General features: G+C 67.5%; 13 protein-coding genes. 10 read left to right on the forward strand and 3 right to left on the reverse strand.

Annotation, left to right across the window (positions count from 1 at the left end):
- The first annotated feature begins 21 nt into the window (after positions 1-21).
- Both LQF10_RS04405 and LQF10_RS04410 read left to right on the forward strand, forming a co-directional pair.
- Positions 22-2,646 carry an LAVTG motif-containing sortase-dependent surface protein gene (locus LQF10_RS04405; RefSeq protein WP_231066285.1) on the forward strand — a complete coding sequence of 875 codons (2,625 nt, stop codon included), beginning with the start codon at positions 22-24 and terminating at the stop codon, positions 2,644-2,646.
- A gap of 96 nt (positions 2,647-2,742) precedes the next feature.
- Positions 2,743-4,359 (forward strand): LuxR C-terminal-related transcriptional regulator, encoded by a 1,617-nt coding sequence (locus LQF10_RS04410; RefSeq protein ID WP_231066286.1) that lies wholly within the window; start codon positions 2,743-2,745, stop codon positions 4,357-4,359.
- 67 nt (positions 4,360-4,426) lie between these two features.
- On the opposite strand, the gene LQF10_RS04415 is transcribed toward LQF10_RS04410, so the two are convergent.
- Together LQF10_RS04415 and LQF10_RS04420 are read right to left on the reverse strand one after the other, a co-directional pair.
- Positions 4,427-5,743, reverse strand: a complete 1,317-nt coding sequence (locus tag LQF10_RS04415; protein WP_231066287.1) for an MFS transporter — start codon at positions 5,741-5,743, stop codon at positions 4,427-4,429.
- Positions 5,743-7,476, reverse strand: coding sequence for a dolichyl-phosphate-mannose--protein mannosyltransferase (locus tag LQF10_RS04420; protein ID WP_231066288.1), 1,734 nt, complete (start codon positions 7,474-7,476; stop codon positions 5,743-5,745). The genes LQF10_RS04415 and LQF10_RS04420 overlap by 1 nt, the downstream gene beginning before the upstream one ends.
- Positions 7,477-7,784: 308 nt before the next feature.
- Here LQF10_RS04420 and rsmI point away from each other — a divergent pair, with 308 nt between their 5' ends.
- Positions 7,785-8,627, forward strand: coding sequence for a 16S rRNA (cytidine(1402)-2'-O)-methyltransferase (rsmI, locus tag LQF10_RS04425; protein ID WP_231066289.1), 843 nt, complete (start codon positions 7,785-7,787; stop codon positions 8,625-8,627).
- 70 nt (positions 8,628-8,697) lie between these two features.
- Here rsmI and LQF10_RS04430 read toward each other — a convergent pair whose 3' ends face one another.
- Complete coding sequence (locus LQF10_RS04430) at positions 8,698-12,891, reverse strand: phosphodiester glycosidase family protein (protein WP_231066290.1); 4,194 nt, start codon at positions 12,889-12,891, stop codon at positions 8,698-8,700.
- 247 nt (positions 12,892-13,138) lie between these two features.
- Here LQF10_RS04430 and LQF10_RS04435 point away from each other — a divergent pair, with 247 nt between their 5' ends.
- The 7 genes from LQF10_RS04435 (at position 13,139) to LQF10_RS04465 (ending at position 21,808) form a co-directional block, all read left to right on the forward strand.
- The gene (locus tag LQF10_RS04435) at positions 13,139-13,951 is read left to right on the forward strand and encodes a ThuA domain-containing protein (RefSeq protein WP_290371158.1); all 813 of its coding nucleotides are present in this window, start codon (positions 13,139-13,141) and stop codon (positions 13,949-13,951) included.
- Positions 13,948-15,033: a Gfo/Idh/MocA family protein gene (locus tag LQF10_RS04440; protein WP_231066291.1), complete on the forward strand. Its 1,086-nt coding sequence runs from the start codon at positions 13,948-13,950 to the stop codon at positions 15,031-15,033. The genes LQF10_RS04435 and LQF10_RS04440 overlap by 4 nt, the downstream gene beginning before the upstream one ends.
- A gap of 125 nt (positions 15,034-15,158) precedes the next feature.
- Positions 15,159-16,307 (forward strand): LacI family DNA-binding transcriptional regulator, encoded by a 1,149-nt coding sequence (locus tag LQF10_RS04445; RefSeq protein ID WP_231066292.1) that lies wholly within the window; start codon positions 15,159-15,161, stop codon positions 16,305-16,307.
- 60 nt (positions 16,308-16,367) lie between these two features.
- Positions 16,368-17,741, forward strand: coding sequence for an ABC transporter substrate-binding protein (locus tag LQF10_RS04450; protein ID WP_231066293.1), 1,374 nt, complete (start codon positions 16,368-16,370; stop codon positions 17,739-17,741).
- A 64-nt stretch (positions 17,742-17,805) separates the two neighbouring features.
- Entirely contained in the window at positions 17,806-18,723 is a 918-nt protein-coding gene (locus LQF10_RS04455) for a carbohydrate ABC transporter permease (RefSeq protein ID WP_231066294.1), read from the forward strand.
- Positions 18,723-19,628 carry a carbohydrate ABC transporter permease gene (locus LQF10_RS04460; protein WP_231066295.1) on the forward strand — a complete coding sequence of 302 codons (906 nt, stop codon included), beginning with the start codon at positions 18,723-18,725 and terminating at the stop codon, positions 19,626-19,628. The genes LQF10_RS04455 and LQF10_RS04460 overlap by 1 nt, the downstream gene beginning before the upstream one ends.
- Before the next feature lie 59 nt (positions 19,629-19,687).
- Entirely contained in the window at positions 19,688-21,808 is a 2,121-nt protein-coding gene (locus LQF10_RS04465) for a beta-galactosidase (protein ID WP_231066296.1), read from the forward strand.
- Positions 21,809-22,299 lie beyond the last annotated feature (491 nt).

Raw genomic sequence — 22,299 nt, forward strand, 5'->3', positions numbered from 1 at the left:
GAGAACGTCATCGCTACGGATGTGCTGATCGCCGCTGGCGCCACGCACACCTACGAGGTCGAGGTGGTCATCGGGCTCGCGGAAGGTACTGAAGGTGCCCCCGTCATCACGGACTGCCAGGCCATTCCCACCGAGGGCGATGGGCTGACGAACACGGCCGAGATCGAGCACAACGACCTCACCGCAGACGACTCTGTCTGCGTCACTCCCGGTGTCGTCTCGGTCGAGAAGACTGTCTCCTCTGGGCCCACGCCCAACGGTGATGGCACGTGGACCGTCGTGTACGACATCGTCGCAACCCATCTCGGTGGTGCCGCTGCGGACTACGACGTGACCGACCGTCTCCACTACGGCGCAGACATCGAGATCGTCGACAAGGGAATCGTCACTGCACCTGATGGTGTGCAGATCAACGGCTCCTGGACCGGTCTGGGCGCGGAGGACTCCGACCCGGAGAACTTGGTCGCCAGTGGTGTCACGCTGGATGTGGGTGGCATGCACACCTACCAGGTGGAGGTCACCGTCCAGATGGAGGAGGCCACCATTGATCTGGTCAACCTGGAGTGCGCTGCGGCGGGCTCGGGCGAAGCGGGCGGCCTGGCGAACTCGACCACGCTGACCAGCAACGGCATCGTGAGCGAGGACGAGGTGTGCCCCACCGTCACGGTCATCGAGCTGGACAAGGAGCTCGTTGAGGGCAGCCCTGTGGAGAATGGTGACGGGACGTGGACCATCGAGTACGACGTCACGGCCACCAACGCCGGCCCGGTGGCTGGCGACTACGACCTGAGTGACCGCCTGCGCTACGGCGCGGGGATCGAGGTCGAGTCCGCCTCGATCGTCAGCGGTCCCGAGGGTGTGGAGCCGAACGCGGGCTGGAGTGGTCAAGGCGCTGAAGGTGCGGCGGAGAACGTGATCGTGGCCGGGCAGTCGCTCGAGATCGACGAGCAGCACGTCTTCCGCGTGCGGGTCGTCGCCTCGATGGATCGCGATGTTGTCACCCCGGGTGATCTGGAATGCCCGGAGCCGGGATCGAACGAGCCGGGTGGTTTCGCCAACACTGCTGAGTTGACTCATAACGGTGAGGACCAGAGTGATGTCGCATGTGAGGAGCCGCCGCTGATCGATATTGCGAAGTCGCTCTCGGGTGCGGTGACACCTGTTGATGGGGAGCCCGGCGTGTACGACGCCATCTACGAGCTCACCGTCACCAACACCGGTGCCGGCGCGGGCGTGTATGACCTGGATGATGAGTTGGCACCGGGTGCTGGTGTGAGCGTGGTGGGCATCCAGGACGTCACGAGTGACGCCCCGGACGCCGTCGCCATCAACGACGCCTTCGACGGCGTGGACCAGACGCGGATCGTGACGGACCAGCCCATCGCTGGTGCGACGGATGACGTGCCTGTGGTGCACACCTACATGGTGACCGTGCGCTACGCCGCGGACCTGACCACGGTCGACGTGCCCGCCGGTAGGGCCTGCACCACCGCCGGTGGGGAGCCGGAGCCGGGCACGCTGGGCAATACCGCGACCGTGGACTGGAATGGTCTCCAGGACAGCGCTGTGGAGTGCTTGGTGCCCGGCGACCCGACTCTCGATAAGGAGCTCGTCTCCGCGACGCCCATCGGGAACGGCCAGTGGGAGGTCGTCTACGACCTCACCGTGGCCAACACCGGCAACGAGGCGACCACCTACGATCTCGAGGACGAGTTGTTGTTCGCGCCGCAGATCACGGTGGACACCGTCTCGGTGACCGGGCCTGAGGGCATCACGGTCAATGACGGTTTCGATGGTGCTGGTGACCAGGTCATCGCGACCGGTATCGAGATCATCGGCCTGGATGAGGACGGCTACGCCCCGCATGTCTATACCGTGACCGTGGTGGCGAACGTGCCGCTGTCCTTCGAGGAGGCTGATGTCGCCGCAGATGGCACCGGTTCACCCGCGTGCACCACACCAGCGGGTGGGAACTTCACCGAGCAGGGGCTGAACAACGCAGCCACGCTGACCAATGAGTCTGGCGGCACGATCGTGGATACCGATTGCGGATACGTGCCCTCCACGACGATCACCAAGACCATGGACGGTGACCCTGTCGCAGGCGCGGATGGCCAGTGGACGGTGAACTACCTCATCACGGTCGTCAATGACGGTGCAGCGAATGGTTCGTACACGTTGACCGATCAGCTCCGCTACGGCGCCGGGATCGACGTGCTCGATGCGACCATCACCGACGCCCCCGAAGGTGTCACCCCCGCGCAGACGTGGACCGGAACAGGGGGCACCGGTGCGGTGGAGAACACCATCGCGGCCGATGTGGACCTGGCCGTGGGACAAACCCACACCTACCGGGTCAGCATCGATGCCCACCTGGACACCGATGCAGCGGATGAGTCCACGCTGGAATGCCCCGCTCCCGGCTCAACCGAGCGTGGCGGATTCAGCAACACCGCCGGCCTGGATCACAACGATCTCAGTGCCGAGGCATCAACCTGCGCAGTGCCGGAATGGCCAGAAGAGGTGCCCCCGCCGCTGCCGCAGACCGGTACACCGATCACCCAGACCGCACTGGCCGCGGCCCTGCTGCTCCTGATCGCCGGTGGCATCCTGATGCACCACCGCCGCCGCACCACAGCGGCGTAACCCCCACACGTCCTGCTTGCCTCGCCACACCCCCCGGGCCAGGCAAGCAGGACGTGGGCGTTTGGCAGGGCGATTGGCCGGTCGTATTATCGGCCCGTGGGAGACGATGGCTTCGCTACTGGACCGTCGGGTGATCACGATCCAGCGTCGGCGGTCGCCGCGGACGCAGGTGCGATCGTCGACGCGGCCCGGGCGGCGTGGTCCGCCGGGGACACGGAGCGGACTGTCGCCCTCATCGACGAGCATTGGTCGATCCTGTTCGAGCAAGGCCGCCACGAGCTGGACGCATTGTTCCGTCTGATTCCGCTCAGCGCATTCAAGGCCCACCCCCGTGCTGCTGCTGTGCGTGACATCCGGCTGCACACCGATGCAGATGCCGTGGCGAGGATGCTCGGTCCGAGAATCGCTATGCCGCAAGCCGACGACCTTTCGACCATCGATGCCCTCGCGCGCTCGGAGGACGCTCTCACCATCCTCGGAGTGACCAGCGCCCGGATGATCGCCTACCGAGTGCGCGGCCACTACACGCGCGCACACGAGTTGGCAGCCGTCGTGGAAAGGCTGGCGCGGATCGCCGGCGTCCACCAGCCGGCACTCGTGCATGCTCGGGTCCCGAACGCCCTCCTTCAGGGTGGCGTTTCTCGCGGGCTCGCCGGCGACTTCGACGGGGCGCTCGGAACGTTGCGTGAGGCATATGACCGAGGGCCAGAAGCTCGCTCGCCGCACGTCGCCCGGGACGCGGCAGGCAAGGCTGCCTTGTTCTCGGCGCTGGCAGGAGACATCGATCAAGCTCGGCGGTGGCTGCGTCGATATGAGACTGCGGCCGAGGTCGACGGCTGGCTGCGTTCCCGGCTGGACCTCTCGGCCGACCTCGCCCAGAGCTTGGTCGCGATCGAGTCACTAGATCGGGTCACAGCCGATGCCACGCTCGCCCGATTGGAGCTGCCAGCAGACGCCGAGCAAGGGTGGGGACCGGCGATCACGTATGTCACCGCCCGGCACGCCTTGATCTGGGGTGACAAGCTCCGTGCCGTTGAGCAGGTACGGCGCGATCGCGTGCAATTCGCCGAATGGCTCGGTGTCGGCTCAGGGCTGAGGCACTTCCTCAACCACGCCGAGAGTGACCTTCATCTGGCACTGCGACAAGGTCATCGTGCGCGCGCCCTCCATGCACAACGCGCGACCCATTCGCTCGCTCGCTCGGCCCGAGCCCGACTGGCGTTGCTGACCGGTGATGTCGATGCGGCTGCCCGGCTCGCGGCTCAAGGGGTGCGCGAGGCAGCGGATTCGCGCTCACGCATCGACGCCCTCACGACCCAGACCGCTGCGCACGTGCGGCGCGGGGACATGCTCGCGGCTCGGAACGCGTACGACCTGTTGACGGCCTCGGTCGCCTCTACCGGGGCTCGTTCGTTCATGCGCTATCTCTCGCACGAGGAGCACAGGGCACTCGGCCGCGACCGAACTCGATCGGAGCTCCTCTCGCCTGACCGGCCGGTATTTCCCGCCCTCGCCGAAGGAGTCAAGCTCACCCGGCAGCAGCGGCTCGTGCTCGACGGGATGGCCGCGGGCCTGCCCATCCGGGAGATCGGAAAGCGCCAGCACTTGTCCTACAACACGATCAAGACCCACCTCCGCGCGCTCTACACCAGATTGGGCGCATCCTCACGCGATCAGGCGATCGCGCGTGCGCACGAGGAGGGCCTGCTGTGATGGTCGATCGTTGTCACCGCTCGCTTCTTGCACTCGAACGGCGGGTGTAGCGCGCCATGCGGGCGGCTCAGGGCGAGCGCTCGCCTCGTTCGGGCACGCCGGTGAGCAGCACACCGAGAATGGTCATGATCGTCAGCGCACCGCCCACGATGATCACCGGTGCCTGCCACCCACCGGTGAGGGTGTGCACCCCGCCGACGACGGTCGGGGCCACCGCGGCGAGCGAGTAACCCACCGACTGGACTGCGGCCGAGGCCTTCCGCGCCCGATGTACCTCGGAGAAGCGCCGCGCGATGAGGGTGAACACGAGGACGAAGTTCGCTCCCTGCGCAGCCCCGGCCAGGCTCACCCCCACCATCCACAGCTGCGGGGCCACCAGCAAGGCGAGCGGCAGGCACAACCAGCCGCATGCGATCGCGATGAAGCTGGGTCGCAGACCCGCGTACCGGATTCCGACCGACGCACCCAGGCTGCCGATCACCGCGAACCCCTGGAACAGTGATGCCGCCGCACCGGAGGCGCTGACCTGCACCCCCACCAGGTCCGCGAGGATCAGTGGTAGCCACGCGGTGAGGCCGTAGTAACTCGACGCCTGCATCCCGAACATCAGGCACAGCGCCCAGGTGTACTTCTCCCGCAGCACACTGCGTCCACGATTGCCGACGGCGTCCCTCGCCTCGGCTGTATCCCGTCGCCCGGGCGTCCCAGTCAAGCCAGCACCGCTGGCGTTGCCGCGATCCGTCGTCGCTGGGCTCGGTGTGTCGACAGAATGCGGCAACGCAGCGGGCTCCCGGCCGGCGGTTGGCACCGCCAGCCACCACCACGCCACGGCCAGCACACCCAGCACCGCCCAGGAGGCCAATGCCCACCGCCACCCGATGGCAGAAGCGAGGGACGCCGTCAGGGCGGTGGAGACCACGGTGCCCACATTGATGGTGGCTGTGTAGATCCCGGTGACAGTGCTCACCCGGCCAGGGAAGGTGCGCTGGGTGATCATCGGAACAGCCACATTCGCGGTGGTGATCCCCAGGCCGATCAGCACAGTGCCGGCGAACGCCCCCGCGACTGCGAGTTCCCCCAGGTCGACCGAGCGCAGCCCCGTGCCGGTGAGCACCAGGAGCAGCGCCAGCAGCACGCCTGTGCGCAACGAGACTCTGCCGAGCAGGCCGGCCGCCGCCGGCGTGGTGAGGGCGAAACACAAGACGGGGATTCCGGTGAGCAGGCCCGCGGTCGCGGCGGTCAGTTGCAGGTCGGCCGACACATCGGAGACCACCGGAGGCAACGCCGTCAGCGGGGTTCGCAGGTTCAACGCGGCAACCAGGATCGCTACGAGCAGCACCCCATTGCCACCGAGTGCAGCGGTGAGCCGGGCAGTCGGACGCATCAGACCCAGCTCGGCATGAGGATGTGCAACCGCCAGAACCAGTACGGCACCCACTGGTTGGACCATACGGGCCAGTAGAACGCGCCCACCAGCACGGCCAGGATCACCAGCGCGGCCGCCGTCCAGATCCCGGGTCGACGCTCTTGCAGACTCAGCTCTCTGGGCCCGAGCAGTGTGCCGATCGCGAACGTGAGGCACAGCGCCACGAACGGGGCCAGCGCCACTGTGTAGAAGGTGAAGATCGTGCGGTGGGTGTAGGCGAACCACGGCAAATAGGTGGCCGCATATCCGGCCAGGATCGCCCAGGCGCGCCAGTCTCCGCGGCGCAGCGCTGCCCATAGCACCAGCAGCAGCGCCAGGGCTGCGCCCCACCACAGCACCGGGTTGCCCACGGAGGTGATCGCTCCCACGCAGCGGTCAGCCCCGCACAGGTCCATCGACGTGGCGTCCTCCACGTCGCGCCACGCGAAGGATGTGGGCCGGTACTGAATCAGCCACCCGGCCGGGTGTGACATGTACGTGTGCTCAGAGGCGAGACCGTTGTGAAAGTCCCACATCTTCAGGTGGTACTCCCACCAGGAGTTCAGCCAGTCCGGCATCCAGGTGCGCACGGGTATGTCGGCGGCGGCGTTCGCCTCAGCCGCCCACTGCCTGTTGTACGCACTCGGGTTCAGCCACCACGGCAACCAGGTGAGCACGTACACCGCGGCCGCGGTGGGCACCAGGGTGACGAAGGACCGGGCGCCGTCACGCACAGCGCCGCCACCCACCCACAGCGGTACGCCCACGCTGCGCCGTGCGGTCGCTGACCAGGCGACCGCGAGGATCCCGAGTACCGCCACCGGGTAGATCCCGGACCATTTCACGCCGCACGCCAGGCCGAGGCAGACGGCAGCCACCAGCAGCCACCAGCGCATCCCCACCCGCGGACCCCACGGGTCCCGGTACCGCCCGTGTGTGGCCAACTCGGCGGAGCAGCGTGCGGCGAGTCTTCGCCGGTACTGGTCACGATCCAGGAGCACGGCACCGAATGCGGCGAGCACCCAGAACTGCAAGAAGATGTCCAGGATGGAGACCCTCGACATGGTGATGTGCACCCCGTCGACCGCCAGCAGTAGCGCCGCCGTGCAGCCGAGCAGGGTCGAAGAGAACAGGCGGCGGGCGATCCGGGCCAGCAGCAAAACGGAGAGGGTGCCGATCACGGCGGCGCTGATCCGCCAGCCCCACGGGGTCTCGGGTCCGAGCAGACGCATCCCGACGGCGATCATCCACTTGCCGACGCCGGGATGCACCACGTAGTCGGCATTGGTTTGCAGGTCGGAGAAGTCTCCGGCGGCGAAGTTCTCGTTCGGCTCCTCGTTCCAGTCGCCCTCGTAGCCGAGGGTGAGCAGCGAGTAGGCCTGCTTGACGTAGTAGGTCTCGTCGAAGACCAGCCGGGCGGGGCGATCCAGGTGCACCAGGCGCAGCACCCCGGCGACGGCGGTGACCAGGAGCGCGCCGAGCCAGCCCCACAGACGGGAACTGCGGCCGGCGCGGGGGATCGTGGTCAGGAGCCGGTCCGTGAGGGATCGCTCCAGCTCGCCCGCCGTGCGGCCGGCTACCTCAACCTCCCGGGCGTGCCACCAGCGGCGGCGGAGCCGACGGTCCGGGGGTGGGTCGGGTTCCAGGGCGGTGGGGGTTTCGACCAGATCGCCTGGGTCCGCGGGGTCGCCCGGGTCAGCGGTCTGGCTCACCCGCCCGAGTCTAGGGCGCCGCACTGAGCGCCACCCCCCATGGCGCGGGTGCGCAGCGATCCGGCCAACTCCGACTTTCGGTGGACGACCTTCCCCCAGTTCGGCGGATGTGCCCCGCCCGGTACTGCCTGAGACGCCGGTGCCCACGTGGTGTCAGTGGTGAGGGCCACCCACGACGATTCCAGCGGGGCCTGTGCCTCGCACCGCTCGACCTCACCACCGCCCCGCCGTGCCCTCCCTCAATGACCGGAGGGCACGGCTGAGTTTCACAGCTCCGGCGCCTCGGTGGATGGGGCACACTGGCGGATGTGCCGACCGACATCCGCCCCGGAACGATCGTGCTCGCCGCCACCCCGATCGGCGACCCCGATGACGCCTCCCCCCGGCTACGGACCCTGCTTGCTCGCGCCGATCTGATCGCCGCTGAGGACACCCGGCGGCTGCGGGCGCTCGCGGCTCGGCTCGAGGTGAGCATCGGCGGCCGGGTGGTCAGCTACCACGAGCACAACGAGGCCGGACGCGGCGATGAGCTGGTCACGGCTGCCCAGGAGGGTCAGATCGTGCTGGTGGTGACCGATGCCGGAATGCCGGCTGTCTCCGACCCCGGGTACCGCGTGGTGCGGGCCGCCGCAGAGGCCGGCGTCCCGGTGACGGCGGCCCCCGGCCCCAGCGCCGTGCTCACCGCGATCGCTCTCTCCGGGCTGCCCAGCGACCGGTTCTGCTTCGAGGGTTTCCTGCCACGGAAGGCAGGGGACCGGGAGCGGGCCCTCACGGCGTTGGCGAACGAGCAGCGCACGATGGTCTTCTTCGAGTCCCCCCACCGCATCGAGGCGACCCTGACGGCGATGGCCGGAGTGTTCGGGCACGCTCGCCAGGGCGCCGCCTGCCGCGAGTTGACCAAAACCTATGAAGAGGTACGGCGCGGCCCGCTGGGGGAGTTAGTCGAGTGGGCGGGCGGTGAGATGCGCGGGGAGCTCACCGTCGTGGTGGCGGGAGCCGAACCCGAGGCGAGCCGGCCGGAGGACTACGTGAACGCCGTCCTGGAACGGGTGGCGAGTGGAGAACGACTCAAGGATGCTGCGGCGGCCGTGGCGACCGCCGTCGGAGTGAGTAAGCGAGAGCTGTACGAGGCGGCGCTTCGCGCGCGGTGAGCGCGCCGGACGGGAACGACATCGCGGAGGGAGACGCCGTGCGCTTCCCTCCGCGATGTGCCCAGTGTGACTACAGGCGGTCCACGGTGAACCTGCGACGAACGAGAAGCCCGCCGAGGAGTAGTGCCAGGGCCAGGCCGCTCATCCCAACGAGCCCGATCGAGCCAGTGGTGGGCAGCTCTCCCTCTTGATCGCCGCCGGGAGCGTCCTGGTCATCTCCCGGCGAGTCCTGATCGTCGCCCGGGGACTCCTCACCTGGGGTCTCCTGATCGCCCCCGGGGGGCTCCTCTCCTCCCGGTGTCTCGTCTCCATCGGCAGGTGCCAGGATCGTCAGTGCGGCCGATGCCTCGACCATGAGCGCCGGATCAGCGATGCGGATGGTGGCGAGTCCGACCGTGGCCGATTCGGGAATCGTGATCGTGGTGCTGAAAGCCCCTTCGGCATCGGCCACCACGTCGGCGATGGTGATGTTACCGGGCTCCAGACGAATCTCGAGCTCGGCCAGTGCGGAGAAGTTCCGACCGGTGATTTCGAGATCCTCTCCGGCACGCACCTCGGCGGCGGAGAGGTCCAGCGACGGAGGCTCGACGTCGGCGGGTGCCACCGCTGCGCTTGGTGCGCTGGTCAGCGTGAGTGAGGGGAAGTCCGGATGAGTTCCAGTGACCTCCACCCGCAGAGTCCGCCCCACCTGATCCTCACCGGGGGTGAAGGAACTGTCCGTGGCGCCCTCGATCAGCAAGGTGTCGGCATACCACTGGTAGTTCAACGCGACCCCTTCGGGGCCCCATTCACCGGCCTGGGCCGTGACTGCTGCCGCCACCTGCGGGGTGCCCTGGATTGTGGGCGTTTCACCGGTGATGCCAGCGACCGTGAATGACACCGAGTCCGTGCCGTTGTGCACGGCGAGCGTCACGGTGGCCTCACCGGCCCGCAGTGCGTGCACCTCGTTGGTCGCCGGGTCCAGAGCCACCACAGCGTGTGCCGGTGCGTCGTCCGGACTGCCGACCCAGACGCCATCCGATCCGGTCCAGGTGTGGCTCATCGGCCACGCCACCGGGACGACCCGGGTGTCGTCCTGCAGGATCGTCGGCTGCAAGGCGAGTGTGGTGCCGGCCACGAGGTCGGTGGTCTCGGCCCCCATCTCGACCTCCTGGACGCGCGTCATCACCTCGGCCTCAATCCACCGGCCCCATGGGCTCGTCTGAGCAGCTTCCCGCTCGATTCCGAGCATCGTCCATCCTGTGAAGGAGCCAAAGGAGCTGGTGGTGGGGTTCTTGCCGGAGTTCCCGTTGATGATCATCGGGATCCCGTCCTCGGTCTTTGCGTGGAAGATGCCGACGTGGGCGCCGACGAGCGCCACCGGCTTGCCGGAGTTCTCGGCGAACTCCTGGAGCCAGCGCCGCTGGTCCTCGGCGTCCAGCCGGTTACTCATCTGGCTGGCACGCTCGGGCAATGGATCGTCGATCGGCATGTGCTGGGCGACGACGACCGCGTCGATCTCCGGGTTCGTGGCCGCGTCGTCGAGCTGGCTTTGGAGCATGTGCAGCTGATCCACGTTGTGGGAGAACTGCGAGGGGGAGTTGTCGAGAGTGATGAAGCGGACGCCGTCGATGTCGAACGTGCCGAACGTGTCCCCGAATTCGGCGGCGAAGTTATCGATCGGTGCGCCGGCGATCTCGTGGTTCCCGGGCACGTAGTACCACGGGAAGTCGACCCCATCGAGTTCCTCGTCCAGGACTCGGCGGGCGAGGTCGAAGTCCTCGGTCGCGGCCTCGTCGACGAGATCTCCGTTGATGATGAGCAGATCCGGCTCAGCAGCGACGATCTCCCGGAAGGTCTCCCGGGCGGCCTGCACGATGCCGCTGTCGGGGTTGCGTCCCACGAACTGGGCATCCGACATGACGGCCACGCGTAGGGGAGCGTCCGCTGTGACGCCGGTCTCGGCGATCACATCGTCGGTCACCAGATCTTCGCTGGGCAGGTCAACCGCCGGAGGGACCTGAGCGGTGAGGTCGTCGAACCACATCGTGCCGGTGTACGACTGTGCGCCGGACGTCTCGTAGGCACTGACCATCTGAATCCGGACGGGGTATGGCGTGCCTTCAGGGAGCGGGTAGCTGATCTGCTGCCACTCGTCGCCCTGCGGAGCCGGCCCATAGATGTACTTCCAGGCACCGTCGGCGTCGGAGTAGCCCACATAGGTCTCCGCGTTCTCCCCGGTGGAGGATTCGCCCCGAACCCAGAGCGTGATCTCACTGGGCTGGCCAGGAACCTCATACCCGGGGTGACCGGCCTCCGGTCGCGCGTTCGCGGTCCGGGTGCCGGTCGACTGGGAGAAGTCGTAGGTCAGGGCCACGGCGCCGTTTCCGTCGTGGCCGGCGTCCGGCGCTGGATCCGCCGAGGACGTCGACCGTGCGCCTGTGGTGCGCCAGGTGTCGACTTCCTCGAAATCGAGAACCATCTGCTCCTCGAACCCGACGGTGAATGCCACATCGACGCTGACGCCTGCCGCGGTGAACGTCATGCGTGCCGAGGTCGTCTCCGCATCGGAGGTCACCGTGTAGGTGCTGTGCTCACCGGGTTCAAAGGTGAATACGCCCTCCTCATTCCCTTCAATCGTGAGGTCATCGGACTCAATCGGCGCCCGGAACCCGCGCTCGTCAAAGCCGTAGATCGTCAGCTCGTGAACGCTTCCCTGGTCCGGCAACTGCACGGCTGACTCGGAGGCACGCAGACGCTCGAGCTCGCCGAGGACGGTGATGTCAACGGTGCCGGTGGCTCCGGCGCTCGCAGCGGAGACCTGGGTCTCGCCCGGCTCCTCGCCGGTGACCGTCGCGGTGCTCTCGGTGCCTGGCTCGATGGTCACCGGTCCGGAAGCGGACCATTCCGGTTCGGTGCCCGAGATGTAGGCGCCTTTCTCGTCCACACCGTGCGCCACGAGCGTGCGGCGAAGGCCGGGGAACACCCGCGCGGTCTCCGGCGCGTCCAGCTCGGTGCGGATCACACACTGGTCGACGGTGCCGCTTCCCGCCTCGACGAACAGACCGATGCTGTTGGGGACCGGGCGCTCGAACCCGTCCGAGGGAGTGTTCGGCACGCTGGGTTCGAGGCTGAAGGTGCTGACCGTGGGTTCGCGCACCGTCATCGTGCTGGAGCCGCCGCCGTCGAGGTTGACGGCGTCGTTGGCACCGAGCTGGTCGAAGAGCGTGCCGAACTGCGTCAGACTCAACCCACGGCTGGTCTGCATGCGACCGTCGACGGTCACCAGCAGCAGCGTGTTGCCGTCGTCCGCGAATCCGATACCGGTGCGCGGATGCAGATTCTGGTCAGTGTGCGATTGCACGGTGCCGTTCTCCATCAGCAGATGGTTGGCCCCGATCGCACTGGCGATCTCACCGGCCGGGGAGGAGACATCCTGCGTGATCTCCACCGTGTCGCCGGCACGCAGTTCGCGCATGACGTCCGCCACGTCTCCTTGCCGGGCGGCGAGATAGACGACGCCGGAGGGCACGGCGCCAGTGCCGGCGCCTTCGGAGACCTGCACCACGGTGTCGGTCTCCGTGTCGATCGCCACCTCGACCGCTCCCGCACCCGCGGCACGCGCGCGGGTGTAGTCGCCCCACCGGCTGTCGAAGAGGGCGACGTTCCCAGGCTGGAGCGTGGGGGTGTTCACCCCGGAGATCTCGATCTCCACGTCGTCGTTGAACACGGCCAGACCGTTGTACTCGACCGGGGCGATGGTGCCGCGGCCGTCCGTGGTGAACACGACCGGACGGTCACCGGCACCGTCCGGCACAGTGACGATGCCAGCGGTGGAGGAGATACCGATCCCATACGGGGCATTGGAGTTGTTGATGTCGAAGAAACTGCCGTTCACTGCCGCGATGGCGCCGTTCTCCTCCAGCATCTGCGAGACCGGCACCGCATCCGAGACCACGCCAGGAAACATGTAGTCGGCACGTACCTGCCCGGAACCGATGTCGGCCACGAGGATGTCCATGTCCAGGCGACCCTCGTCTTCGACGCGGCTGACGCTCACCAGATCGACGCCCGGCGCGATCGAACGGTGGTCCTGCTGGGTGATCACCGCATTGCCGGAGTCATCGAGATCCATGGACTCGATGAACTCGTCGTTCGATGCATGAGCCGGCGTGCTCAGGGCAACTGTGACCAGCGGGACGGCGACGACAGCGCCCATCAGGGCGGCCAGGCCCCGTCGTTGGCGCGGCGACGAACGCCTCGATGGCGTCAGCAGTATGGACAAGACAAGCTCCTCTGGATGAATCCGGTGGTGGCGCGTGCGGGGGGCCAGCTCGCGCAGTCGCCTACGTTAGGAAGCCGCCATGTCCGCTCGATGGCGCATAGGTGGCGAGACGGTGTACACCAGCGATCGACATACCGTCATGGGCGAACTGGGTGGGCAGGGCGAGATGGCGACAGGGTCGCGCCGCAGCACACGCCCGCACGCGATGGGTGCAATCGGCGGTGAATGATGCAAAGATGATTCGGTGATCAAATCAACTCAGAGAAGTCCGCTGACCGTCACCGTCTGGGGCGAAAACCTTCACGAGTCCCACGACGCCGAGCACATGGCCGCGCTGTATCCGCAGGGGATGCACACCACGATCGCCGAGGGGATTGGTTCACTGCTGGGTGAGCAGGTCAACGTAGGCACAGCCACGCTGGACCAGCCTGAGCACGGGCTCACCGACGAGGTGCTCGCCGGCACCGATGTGCTCACCTGGTGGGGGCACATGGGCCACGACCAGGTCGATGATGCGGTGGTGCGCAAGGTGCACGACCGCGTGCTCGCCGGGATGGGGCTGCTGGTTCTCCACTCGGCGCACTTCTCCAAGATCTTCAAGTCGCTCATGGGCACCACCTGCTCGCTCCAGTGGCGTGACAGCAACGACACTGAGCTGGTCTGGACCGTGAAGCCGGATCACCCGATCGCCGACGGCGTCCCGCACCCGATCCGGATCGAGGGCCAGGAGATGTACGGCGAGCTGTTCGATATCCCCGAGCCGGATGAGCTGGTCTTCATCTCCTCCTTCACCGGGGGCGAGGTCTTCCGGTCTGGCTGCACCTGGCGGCGCGGCAAGGGCAAGGTCTTCTACTTCTCCCCGGGCGACCAGGGGTATCCCGTCTACCACCACCCCGACGTGCAACGGGTGATCGCCAACGGAGTCATGTGGGCGGCGCCGTCGCCGCGCGCCACCTTCGAGCGGCCCGATGTGGTGAATCAACCAGCACCGCGGTTCAGCGTGGACGACTTCGCGCGCGTCGCTCCGGGCATGCAGGCAGGGCAGGAGGGGCTGCGATGAGTAAGGTGACGACGAGCGCTCCAGTGCGCGCCGGCGTGGTCGGCCTCGGCTGGGCCGGGCAGCAACACATGGCCGGATACCACGACCTACCCGGCGTCGAACTGGTGGCGCTCGCCGGGATGGAGGAGCACCTCCTCACTGAACTCGGTGACCGCTACTCCGTCCCGGGCCGGTATTCGACTCTCGAGGCGATGCTCGCCGAGGCGGATCTCGACGTGCTCAGCATCGCCACACCGACCGCCCTGCATGCGCCCATGGCGATCGCCGCACTCGGCGCCGGGGTGCATGTCTTGTGCGAGAAGCCGATGGCGCCCACGGCTGCCGATGCCGAACGGATGGCGGAGGCGGCGCAGGCGGCCGATCGCGTGCTGGAGATCACCTTCAACAAGCGCCACCGTGCACCCGCGCGGACGCTGCGCAGGCTGGTGGCCGACGGCGTGCTCGGCCGGGTGTACTACGCCAAGGCGGGCTGGGTCCGGCGCAAGGGCATCCCCGGCCTGGGTACCTGGTTCACCCGCAAGGAGTCCGCCGGCGGCGGGCCCATGATGGACATCGGCATCCACGCTCTTGACCTCGCCCTGCACGTACTCGGCGAACCGGGAGTGCGGACCGTCTCAGCCTCTACCTATGCGGAGTTCGGTCCCCGGGGACTGGGCGGTGGCACGTACGGCGCGGGCGCCCTCGCCGGCGAGGAGAGCCCGGTGTACGAGGTGGAGGACCTCGGTGCGGCCATGCTGCGGCTGGATGACGATGCCACCCTGATGCTTGAGGCCAGCTGGGCACAGTTCGTTGACCACGACCGCCTGTACCTGGAGCTCTACGGCACCCACGGTGGCGCGGTGATCGAGGTAGAAGGGCCGCTTGCGCCGCGCATCCACGTGACCACGGACGTGGACGGCATTCCCGCGAACCTGACCCCGGACATGCTCCCTGACGCGGGGCACGAGGCCAATGTGGCCGATTTCGTCGCGTTAGTGCGTGATGGTTCGGCTGACGCTCGTGGCCAGATGGGCCTGTTGCGTACCCATGTGATCGATGCGTGTTATTCCTCCGCCGAGCAGGGGAGCGAGGTCACCCTGTAGCGGCACGCCAGCCCAGGACCGTCGCCCAGTACTTGCTCTCGGTGAGGGGCCAGTGGCCAGCCAGATCGACGTGTGATTTCGGGAGGGGTTGACGGACCTCCGCAAGCGGTGTTGACTACGTAGTCATGACCAGGGTGACTGCGCAGTCAGCCGATGGTGAGGACGCCGTCGGGGACCCGCTCCAGGATTCCGTCCGAGATTCTGCTCGCGTGGTCTCTGCCTCCGGCCTGGGCGCCCCGACCGGCTCAGGCGCGCGCCCTGTCATGACCGACGTCGCTCAGCACGCCGGGGTCTCCCAGAAGACCGTCTCCCGGGTGGTGCGCGGCGAGGCGAACGTGAGCCACGCCGTCCGGGAGCGGGTGAACGCTGCTATCGCCGAGCTGGGCTTCCGGCCGAACGCTGCGGCACGGGCACTGGTCAGCAAGCGCAGCAACGCCGTCGGGATCCTCACCCCGGCCACGGCGCTGTACGGCCCCTCGGCCGAGTTGCTGGGCCTGGAGCGCGCCGCCGGCCGCGCCGGTCTGGCCGTGCTGATCGCCTCCGCCGAAGGTGGGGACGCTCAGACGGTCACTGCCGCGATCCGCCGGCTCGTCGACAGCGGTGTGGACGGCCTGCTCATGGGCAGCCTGCTCACGTCCGAGGGAGTGGACGAGACCGAGCTGCACGGCAAGCCGGCGGTCGTCGTCGGCGATCCGCCCGACGGCATGCATCTTCCCGCGGCTGTGACCGATCAGGAAGCGGGAGCGCGTGCGGCGATCGAGCATCTGCTCGCACTCGGCCACCGGACCGTGCACCATCTCGCCGGCCCGGCCGCCTGGCACTCCGCCGCCGCCCGCACCAAAGCCTGGCAGCAGGCGCTCCGGGCGGCGGGCCGTCCGCTCACGACGCCGGCGATGGGCGACTGGACTTCCCGCTCCGGCTACGAGCTCGGCCGCCAGCTCGCCGCCGATCCTGACGTCACCGCCGTGTTCGTGGGCAACGACCAGATGGCGATCGGACTGCTGCGCGCGCTGACCGAAGCGGGCCGCCGGGTACCCGAGGACGTCTCGGTCGTCGGTTTCGATGACATCCCCGACGCCGAGTACCTCCCCGTGCCGCTGACCACCGTGAAGCAGGACTTCCAGGAGCTGGCCGACCGTGCCGTCGAGATGTTCACCTCCCTGGTGGACGAGGGCGCGACCAAGCACGCCGACCACCATGACGATCGCCTGATCGTCACCCCCGAGCTCGTCGTCCGGCGGAGCACCGCCCCGCCGCCGGCGCCCGGTCGCTGAGGCGACCACCCAGGCCCACCCGGGCCGACCACCCCTGATGTCTACGAGGAAGTAGCACTCATGAAACCGCAACCCTTCCGCCGAACTGCAGCCCCGGTGGTGGCTTCCCTGAGCGCCCTGGCGCTCGTGGCCTGCACTGGCGGGTCCGAGGACGGCTCCGACTCCGGTAACGGTGGCGGCGAGACCGACGCGATCACCGCCGAAGAGTTCGAGGAGGCGATGAGCACTCCCACCGAGCTCACCTTCTGGTCCTGGGTGCCCGACATCCAGAACCAGGTGGACATGTTCGAAGAGGCCTACCCCGAGATCGATGTGGAGTACGTCAACGTCGGTCAGGGCGCCGAGCACTACCAACAGATGCGCACGGCCATCCAGGCAGGGTCCGGCGCCCCAGACGTCGCCCAGGTGGAGTATCAGCATCTCGCCTCCTTCCGGCTCGGCGACAACCTGCTCGACCTCACGCCCTACCTGCAGGAGGACCTCTCCGGTCAGTACCCGGACTGGGTGTGGAGCCAGGTGACCGCCGACGACGGCCTGTGGGGCATCCCGCAGGACACCGGTCCGCTCGGCAACCTCTACCGCACCGACCTTTTCGAGGAAGCAGGAATCGAGGTGCCCACCACCTGGGACGAGTTCGCCCAGGCCGCCGCTGACTACCGGGATGCGATGCCGGACAGTTACCTCACGAACATGCCCGGCAACGACCCGGGCCAGTTCGTCGGCCTGCTCTGGCAGGCCGGTGCACGTCCGTTTGCCTACGACGGCGCAGAGACCGTGACCATCGATCTCGACTCTCCCGAGGTGCTCCAGGTAGTCGAATATTGGCAGGGCCTCATCGCCGACGACCTGGTCTCGGTGGACCCGGACTTCAACGACCAGTGGTACCAGGCACTCGCGAACGGCAAGTATGCCAGCTGGCAGGTGGCTGCTTGGGGGCCGGTGTTCCTGCAGGGCACGGCCGGTGACACCAGCGGTCTGTGGGCCGCGTCCACGCTGCCGCAGTGGGAGGAAGGCCAGAACGTCTCCGGTAACTGGGGTGGCTCCACCGATGCGGTCCTCTCCTCCACCGACAACCCGATCGCGGCGACTGAGCTCGCCCGGTGGATCAACGTCGAAGAAGAGCCCGCCACGCGGTTCGTGCAGGAGCAGTTCCTGTTCCCGCCCTCGCTCAGCATCCTCGAGTCCGAGGACTTCCTCGCCGAGGAGTCCGAGTTCTACGGAGGGCAGCAGGTGAACGCCACGTTCGCGGAGATCTCCGAGACGGTGCCCACCGATGACTTCGGATGGTTGCCGTTCATGGACTACGCCTACTCCTCCTACAACGAGACACTCGGCAGCGCCATCGCCGATCGCGCAGACATGGTCGCCGGCCTGGAAGCCTGGGAAGCCGATCTGATCGAGTACGCCGAGTCTCAGGGCTTCACCGTCCAGTGACCCTACGTCCGCTCCTGGTGGGTGGGCCCGCGGGCCCACCCACCCCGGCTCAGAAGGAGGGACGATGACGTCCACCACCACGCTCCGACCGCCCCGCAACTCGCAAAGCCTGCTCCGGCGCCGTGAGGCCCGCGCCGGCTACCTGTTCGTGCTGCCGTTCATGGTCGTCTTCATCGCCATGCTGGTGGTTCCGCTCGCCTATTCCGGGTACTTGTCGATGTTCCGGAACCAGCTCGTCGGCGGAGTCTCGTTCGTGGGCCTGGACAACTACGTCCGTGCCTTAGGTGATGCCACCTTCACCGATGGTGTGGCGCGGATGGCCGTCTTCCTCGTCATCCAGGTACCGATCATGCTCGGCCTGGCGCTGCTGTTCGCGCTGGTGCTGGACAGCGGGCGGTTGCGGATGAAGCGGTTCGTCCGGCTGAGCATCTTCATCCCCTATGCGGTCCCGGGTGTGATCTCGGCGCTGATGTGGGGCTATCTGTACGGCCCAGACTTCGGACCGTTCGCCCAGATGGGGCGCGCCATCGGTCTGGGCACGCCGCAGTTCCTCTCCGCTGAGTTCATGCTCTTCTCGATCATGAACATCGTCACCTGGGGGTTCATCGGCTACAACATGATCATCCTGTACTCGGCGCTGCGTTCGATCCCCACCGAGATCTACGAGGCTGCCCGGGTGGACGGTGCCAGCGAGGTGCGTATCGCCACCGCCATCAAGATCCCGGCCTTGCGTCCGGCGCTGGTTCTGACCTCGATCTTCTCGGTGATCGGCACCTTCCAGCTCTTCAACGAGCCGAACATTCTCGCCACCATCGCCCCGAACGTCATCGGTAGCGGCTATACCCCGAACCTGTATGCGTACAACCTGGCCTTCGTGGGCCAGGAGGTGAACTACGCCGCGGCGATCGCGTTCCTGCTCGGATTCGTGATCATGGTGGTCTCCTACGTCTTCCAGCTCAGCACCAGGAAGGGAGACGCCTGATGAGCACCATCTCCACCTCGGCCCGTCCTCTCACCGGCCGGAAGGCCCCCACGAGCCCCACCGCACGCAAGTCCACCGTGCTGACCGTGGCGATGGTCGCCGTCGGGGCCTACTTCCTGCTGCCGCTGTGGTGGCTCCTGGTGGCGTCCTCCAAGTCCAACGCTGACCTCTTCTCCTCGTTCGGGCTGTGGTTTGCCGACTCGATCAGCATCCTCGGCAACCTCGGTGACGTGTTCACCTTCCAGAACGGGATCTTCCTCGTGTGGGCCCGGAATACAGCTGTCTACGCGGGGGTGAGTGCCATCGGTGCCGCTGTGCTCGCCACCGCCGCCGGGTACGCCTTCGCCACGTTGCGATTCAAGGGCAGCACGGCCCTGTTCGCGATCATCCTCGGCGCCATCATGGTGCCCCTGACGGCGCTCGCGATCCCCACCTACCTGCTGTTCGCCCAGGTGGGGCTCACCGATACCCCATGGGCGGTGATCCTTCCCTCGCTCGTCAGCCCGTTCGGGGTGTACCTGATGCGGGTGTATGCCGCCGGTGCTGTTCCGCCCTCCCTGCAGGAGGCGGCCAGGGTCGACGGCGCAGGTGAGCTGCGCATCTTCGTCACCATCGTCTCCCGGTTGCTGGCCCCGGGCTTTGTGACGGTGCTGCTGTTCGCGCTGGTGAGCACCTGGAACAACTACTTCCTGCCACTGATCATGCTGAACAGCCCCGAGTGGTACCCGTTGACGGTGGGCCTGGCGCAGTGGCAGTCCACCTCCCAGGCAGGGTCGGGCTCGCAGGCGCTGTTCTCCATGGTGATCACCGGTTCGCTGGTCTCGATCATCCCGCTGGTGATCGCCTTCCTGTTCCTGCAGCGTTACTGGCAGACCGGTCTGGCGACCGGTGGGGTGAAGCAGTAGTGATCCCCACTCATGCCCACATCAACTGATCTCTCGCCGACCTCCACGAAGGAGCATCCTTGTCTGACCTGCCCACCACCGTCAACGACCGCGTGCGTTTCGGCGCCGCCTACTACGTCGAGTACCACCCCACCGATGCCGACCGCGACCTAGAGCGCGACCTCGATCTCATGGCCGAGGCCAGCTTCAGCGTGATCCGGGTGGGGGAGTCCACCTGGTCCACGTGGGAACCGGAGGATGGTGTGTTCGAGCTGGACTGGCTCCAGCCCGTACTGGACGGTGCCCACTCCCGGGGCATCGACGTCATCCTCGGCACGCCCACCTACGCGGTGCCACCGTGGTTGGCCCGGAAGTACCCGGAGATCGCGGGCGAGCGGCGCACGGGGGTGCGCAACGCCTGGGGTGCCCGGCAGGAGATGGACCTGACCCACCCCGCGTATCGGTTCTATTGCGAGCGGGTGATCCGGGCCGTCGTCGGGCGCTATGCCGACCACCCGGCCGTCATCGGCTTCCAGGTGGACAACGAGCCCGGCCTGCACCTGCTGCACAACGAGGGTGTGTTCCAGTCCTTCGTGGACCACCTGCGCCACACCTACGGGGATGTGGAGACGCTGAACCGAGAGTGGGGGCTGGTGTACTGGTCGCACCGGCTGAGCACGTGGGCCGACCTGTGGCGACCGGATGGGAATGCGCAACCCCAGTACGACCTCGCCTGGCGCCGGTTCCAGGCGAGGCTGGTCAGCGAGTTCATCGAGTGGCAGGCCTCGATCGTGCGGGAGATCGCGGCGCCCGAGAAGTTCGTGACCACCTGCATCGCCTACGCCCGGCCGGGCATCGACGATCCCGATCTCACCGGCCCGCTCGACGTGACGGCCGGCAACCCGTATTACACGATGCAGGACGGCCTCGCGTTGCCCTCACCCGAGAACGTGCCGCAAAGCTGGACCACCACCGGCACCTGGACCATCTTTCACAGCGCCGACCGGATGTACTCGTCCAAGCAGGCGCCGTTCCTGGTCACCGAGACCAATGCGGGCGCGATCGGGGGATCGGCCACGAACGTGCCCGCCTTCGACGGGCAGTGGCGCCAGGTGGCCTGGGCGATGATCGCCCGAGGGGCCAGGATGATCGAGTACTGGCACTGGCACACACTGCACTACGGCACCGAGACCTACTGGATCGGGATTCTCCCGCACGATCAGCAGCCGGGCCGGGTGTATGAGCAACTCGCGGCCCTCGGTGCGGAGATCAAGACGGCGGAGGACCACCTGGAGGGTCTCGTCCCTGAGGCGGCGGTGGGCCTGCTCTGGTCGAACGCCTCGAAGTGGGGGTTGGCCGGACAGCCGGCGCTCGCTCGACCGGACGGCACGGGCGATCCGGACAGCTACGAGCGGATCGCGCACGCCTTCTACCGCGGCGCGTTTGAGGCGGGGGCGCCGGTGCGGATCATCCACGACCAGCAGCTCGTCGGTGAGGTGACTCGCGATCCGGCGGAGGTGGCGAGCGAACTGCCCGTGCTGCTCGTGCCTGCCCTGTACATCGCCTCCGATGAACTCCTCAACTGGCTGCGCGCCTACGCGGAGGCGGGTGGGCACCTGGTGCTCGGACCGCGTACAGGGTACGCCGACACCGAGGCCCGGGCCCGGCTGGAGGCCAAGCCGGGCCGGCTCGCTGAGGCAGCCGGCGTGAACTACCAGGAGTTCTCCAACCTGTCCGCACCAGTGCCCGTAGGTGGCAGCGGGATCGACGTCCCCGCGGGAGCAACCGCGACGGCGTGGGCCGACTACCTGCGCGTGTCCGGATCTGCAGAGGTGCTCGTTGAGTACGATCACCCGGCGCTGGGCGCCTACCCGGCGGTGACGACCGCTTCCGCGGGAGCGGGCCGGGTGACCACGGTGGGGACCGTGCCTGACCCGGCGCTCGCAGCCGCCGTGCTGCGGCGGGTGGCGCCAGGTGAGGGCGACGCCTGGCGGGCGCTCGCGGGTGGCTCAGTCACGGTGACCTCGGCGATCAATGGCGAGGGACGCCGTCTGCGGGTGCTGCACAACTGGTCGTGGGAGCAGGCGACGGTCACGCTGCCGGCTGCGGTGACGGACGTACTCGGTGATGGCGCCAGTCTCGCCGCGGGGGAGAGGCTCGAGCTGGGTGCCTGGGACGTGCGGGTGGTGCTGGAGGACTGAGCAGGGAATCTGTGAATGGGGTGGGACCGGCCTGTGTCCGCGTCATACGGATCCGTTCTTCAGTACCCGGTTGGCGATGCTCCGGTATGCGCCTCGTCAGAAGGGCCGCGCTCGGTGCCCACGTGAGAGATTCCTGGCAGCGGTCGCCACCCTTCTGATCCACAGCGATCGCGAGAATCGCTCAGGCCTTTGATGGCGTGAACCGCAGTAGCAGAGCAGTGCTGTGCAGATTATCGAATCTACCCCGACGCGATCGGAATCCAGCGATTACGACAAAGGATCGCCGCGGGGGCCATTGATACTTGGGGCCCATTCCAGTGCACTGGAGTGAAGGCGTGCTTCCGCTTGGTGTGCGTCGATCTGTCGTCGATCATGGATCGGGGTATCAATGATGATGTCCATGCGCTCTCGGAGGAGCAGTACTCGTCAGGAAGGTGGTGAGCGAGGCATCCCCGACGGGCCGTTCGGTGCGCGACGTGCGATCAGGCGAC

The organism is Ruania halotolerans (genome assembly GCF_021049285.1).
Classification (GTDB): Bacteria; Actinomycetota; Actinomycetes; order Actinomycetales; family Beutenbergiaceae; genus Ruania; species Ruania halotolerans.

Coding starts and splice junctions, on each gene's coding strand:
- LQF10_RS04415 (WP_231066287.1), bottom strand. CDS start 5,743: ATGCGTCCGACTGCCCGGCTCACCGCTGCACTCGGTGGCAATGGGGTG.
- LQF10_RS04440 (WP_231066291.1), top strand. CDS start 13,948: ATGAGTAAGGTGACGACGAGCGCTCCAGTGCGCGCCGGCGTGGTCGGC.
- LQF10_RS04445 (WP_231066292.1), top strand. CDS start 15,159: ATGACCAGGGTGACTGCGCAGTCAGCCGATGGTGAGGACGCCGTCGGG.
- LQF10_RS04450 (WP_231066293.1), top strand. CDS start 16,368: ATGAAACCGCAACCCTTCCGCCGAACTGCAGCCCCGGTGGTGGCTTCC.
- LQF10_RS04455 (WP_231066294.1), top strand. CDS start 17,806: ATGACGTCCACCACCACGCTCCGACCGCCCCGCAACTCGCAAAGCCTG.
- LQF10_RS04460 (WP_231066295.1), top strand. CDS start 18,723: ATGAGCACCATCTCCACCTCGGCCCGTCCTCTCACCGGCCGGAAGGCC.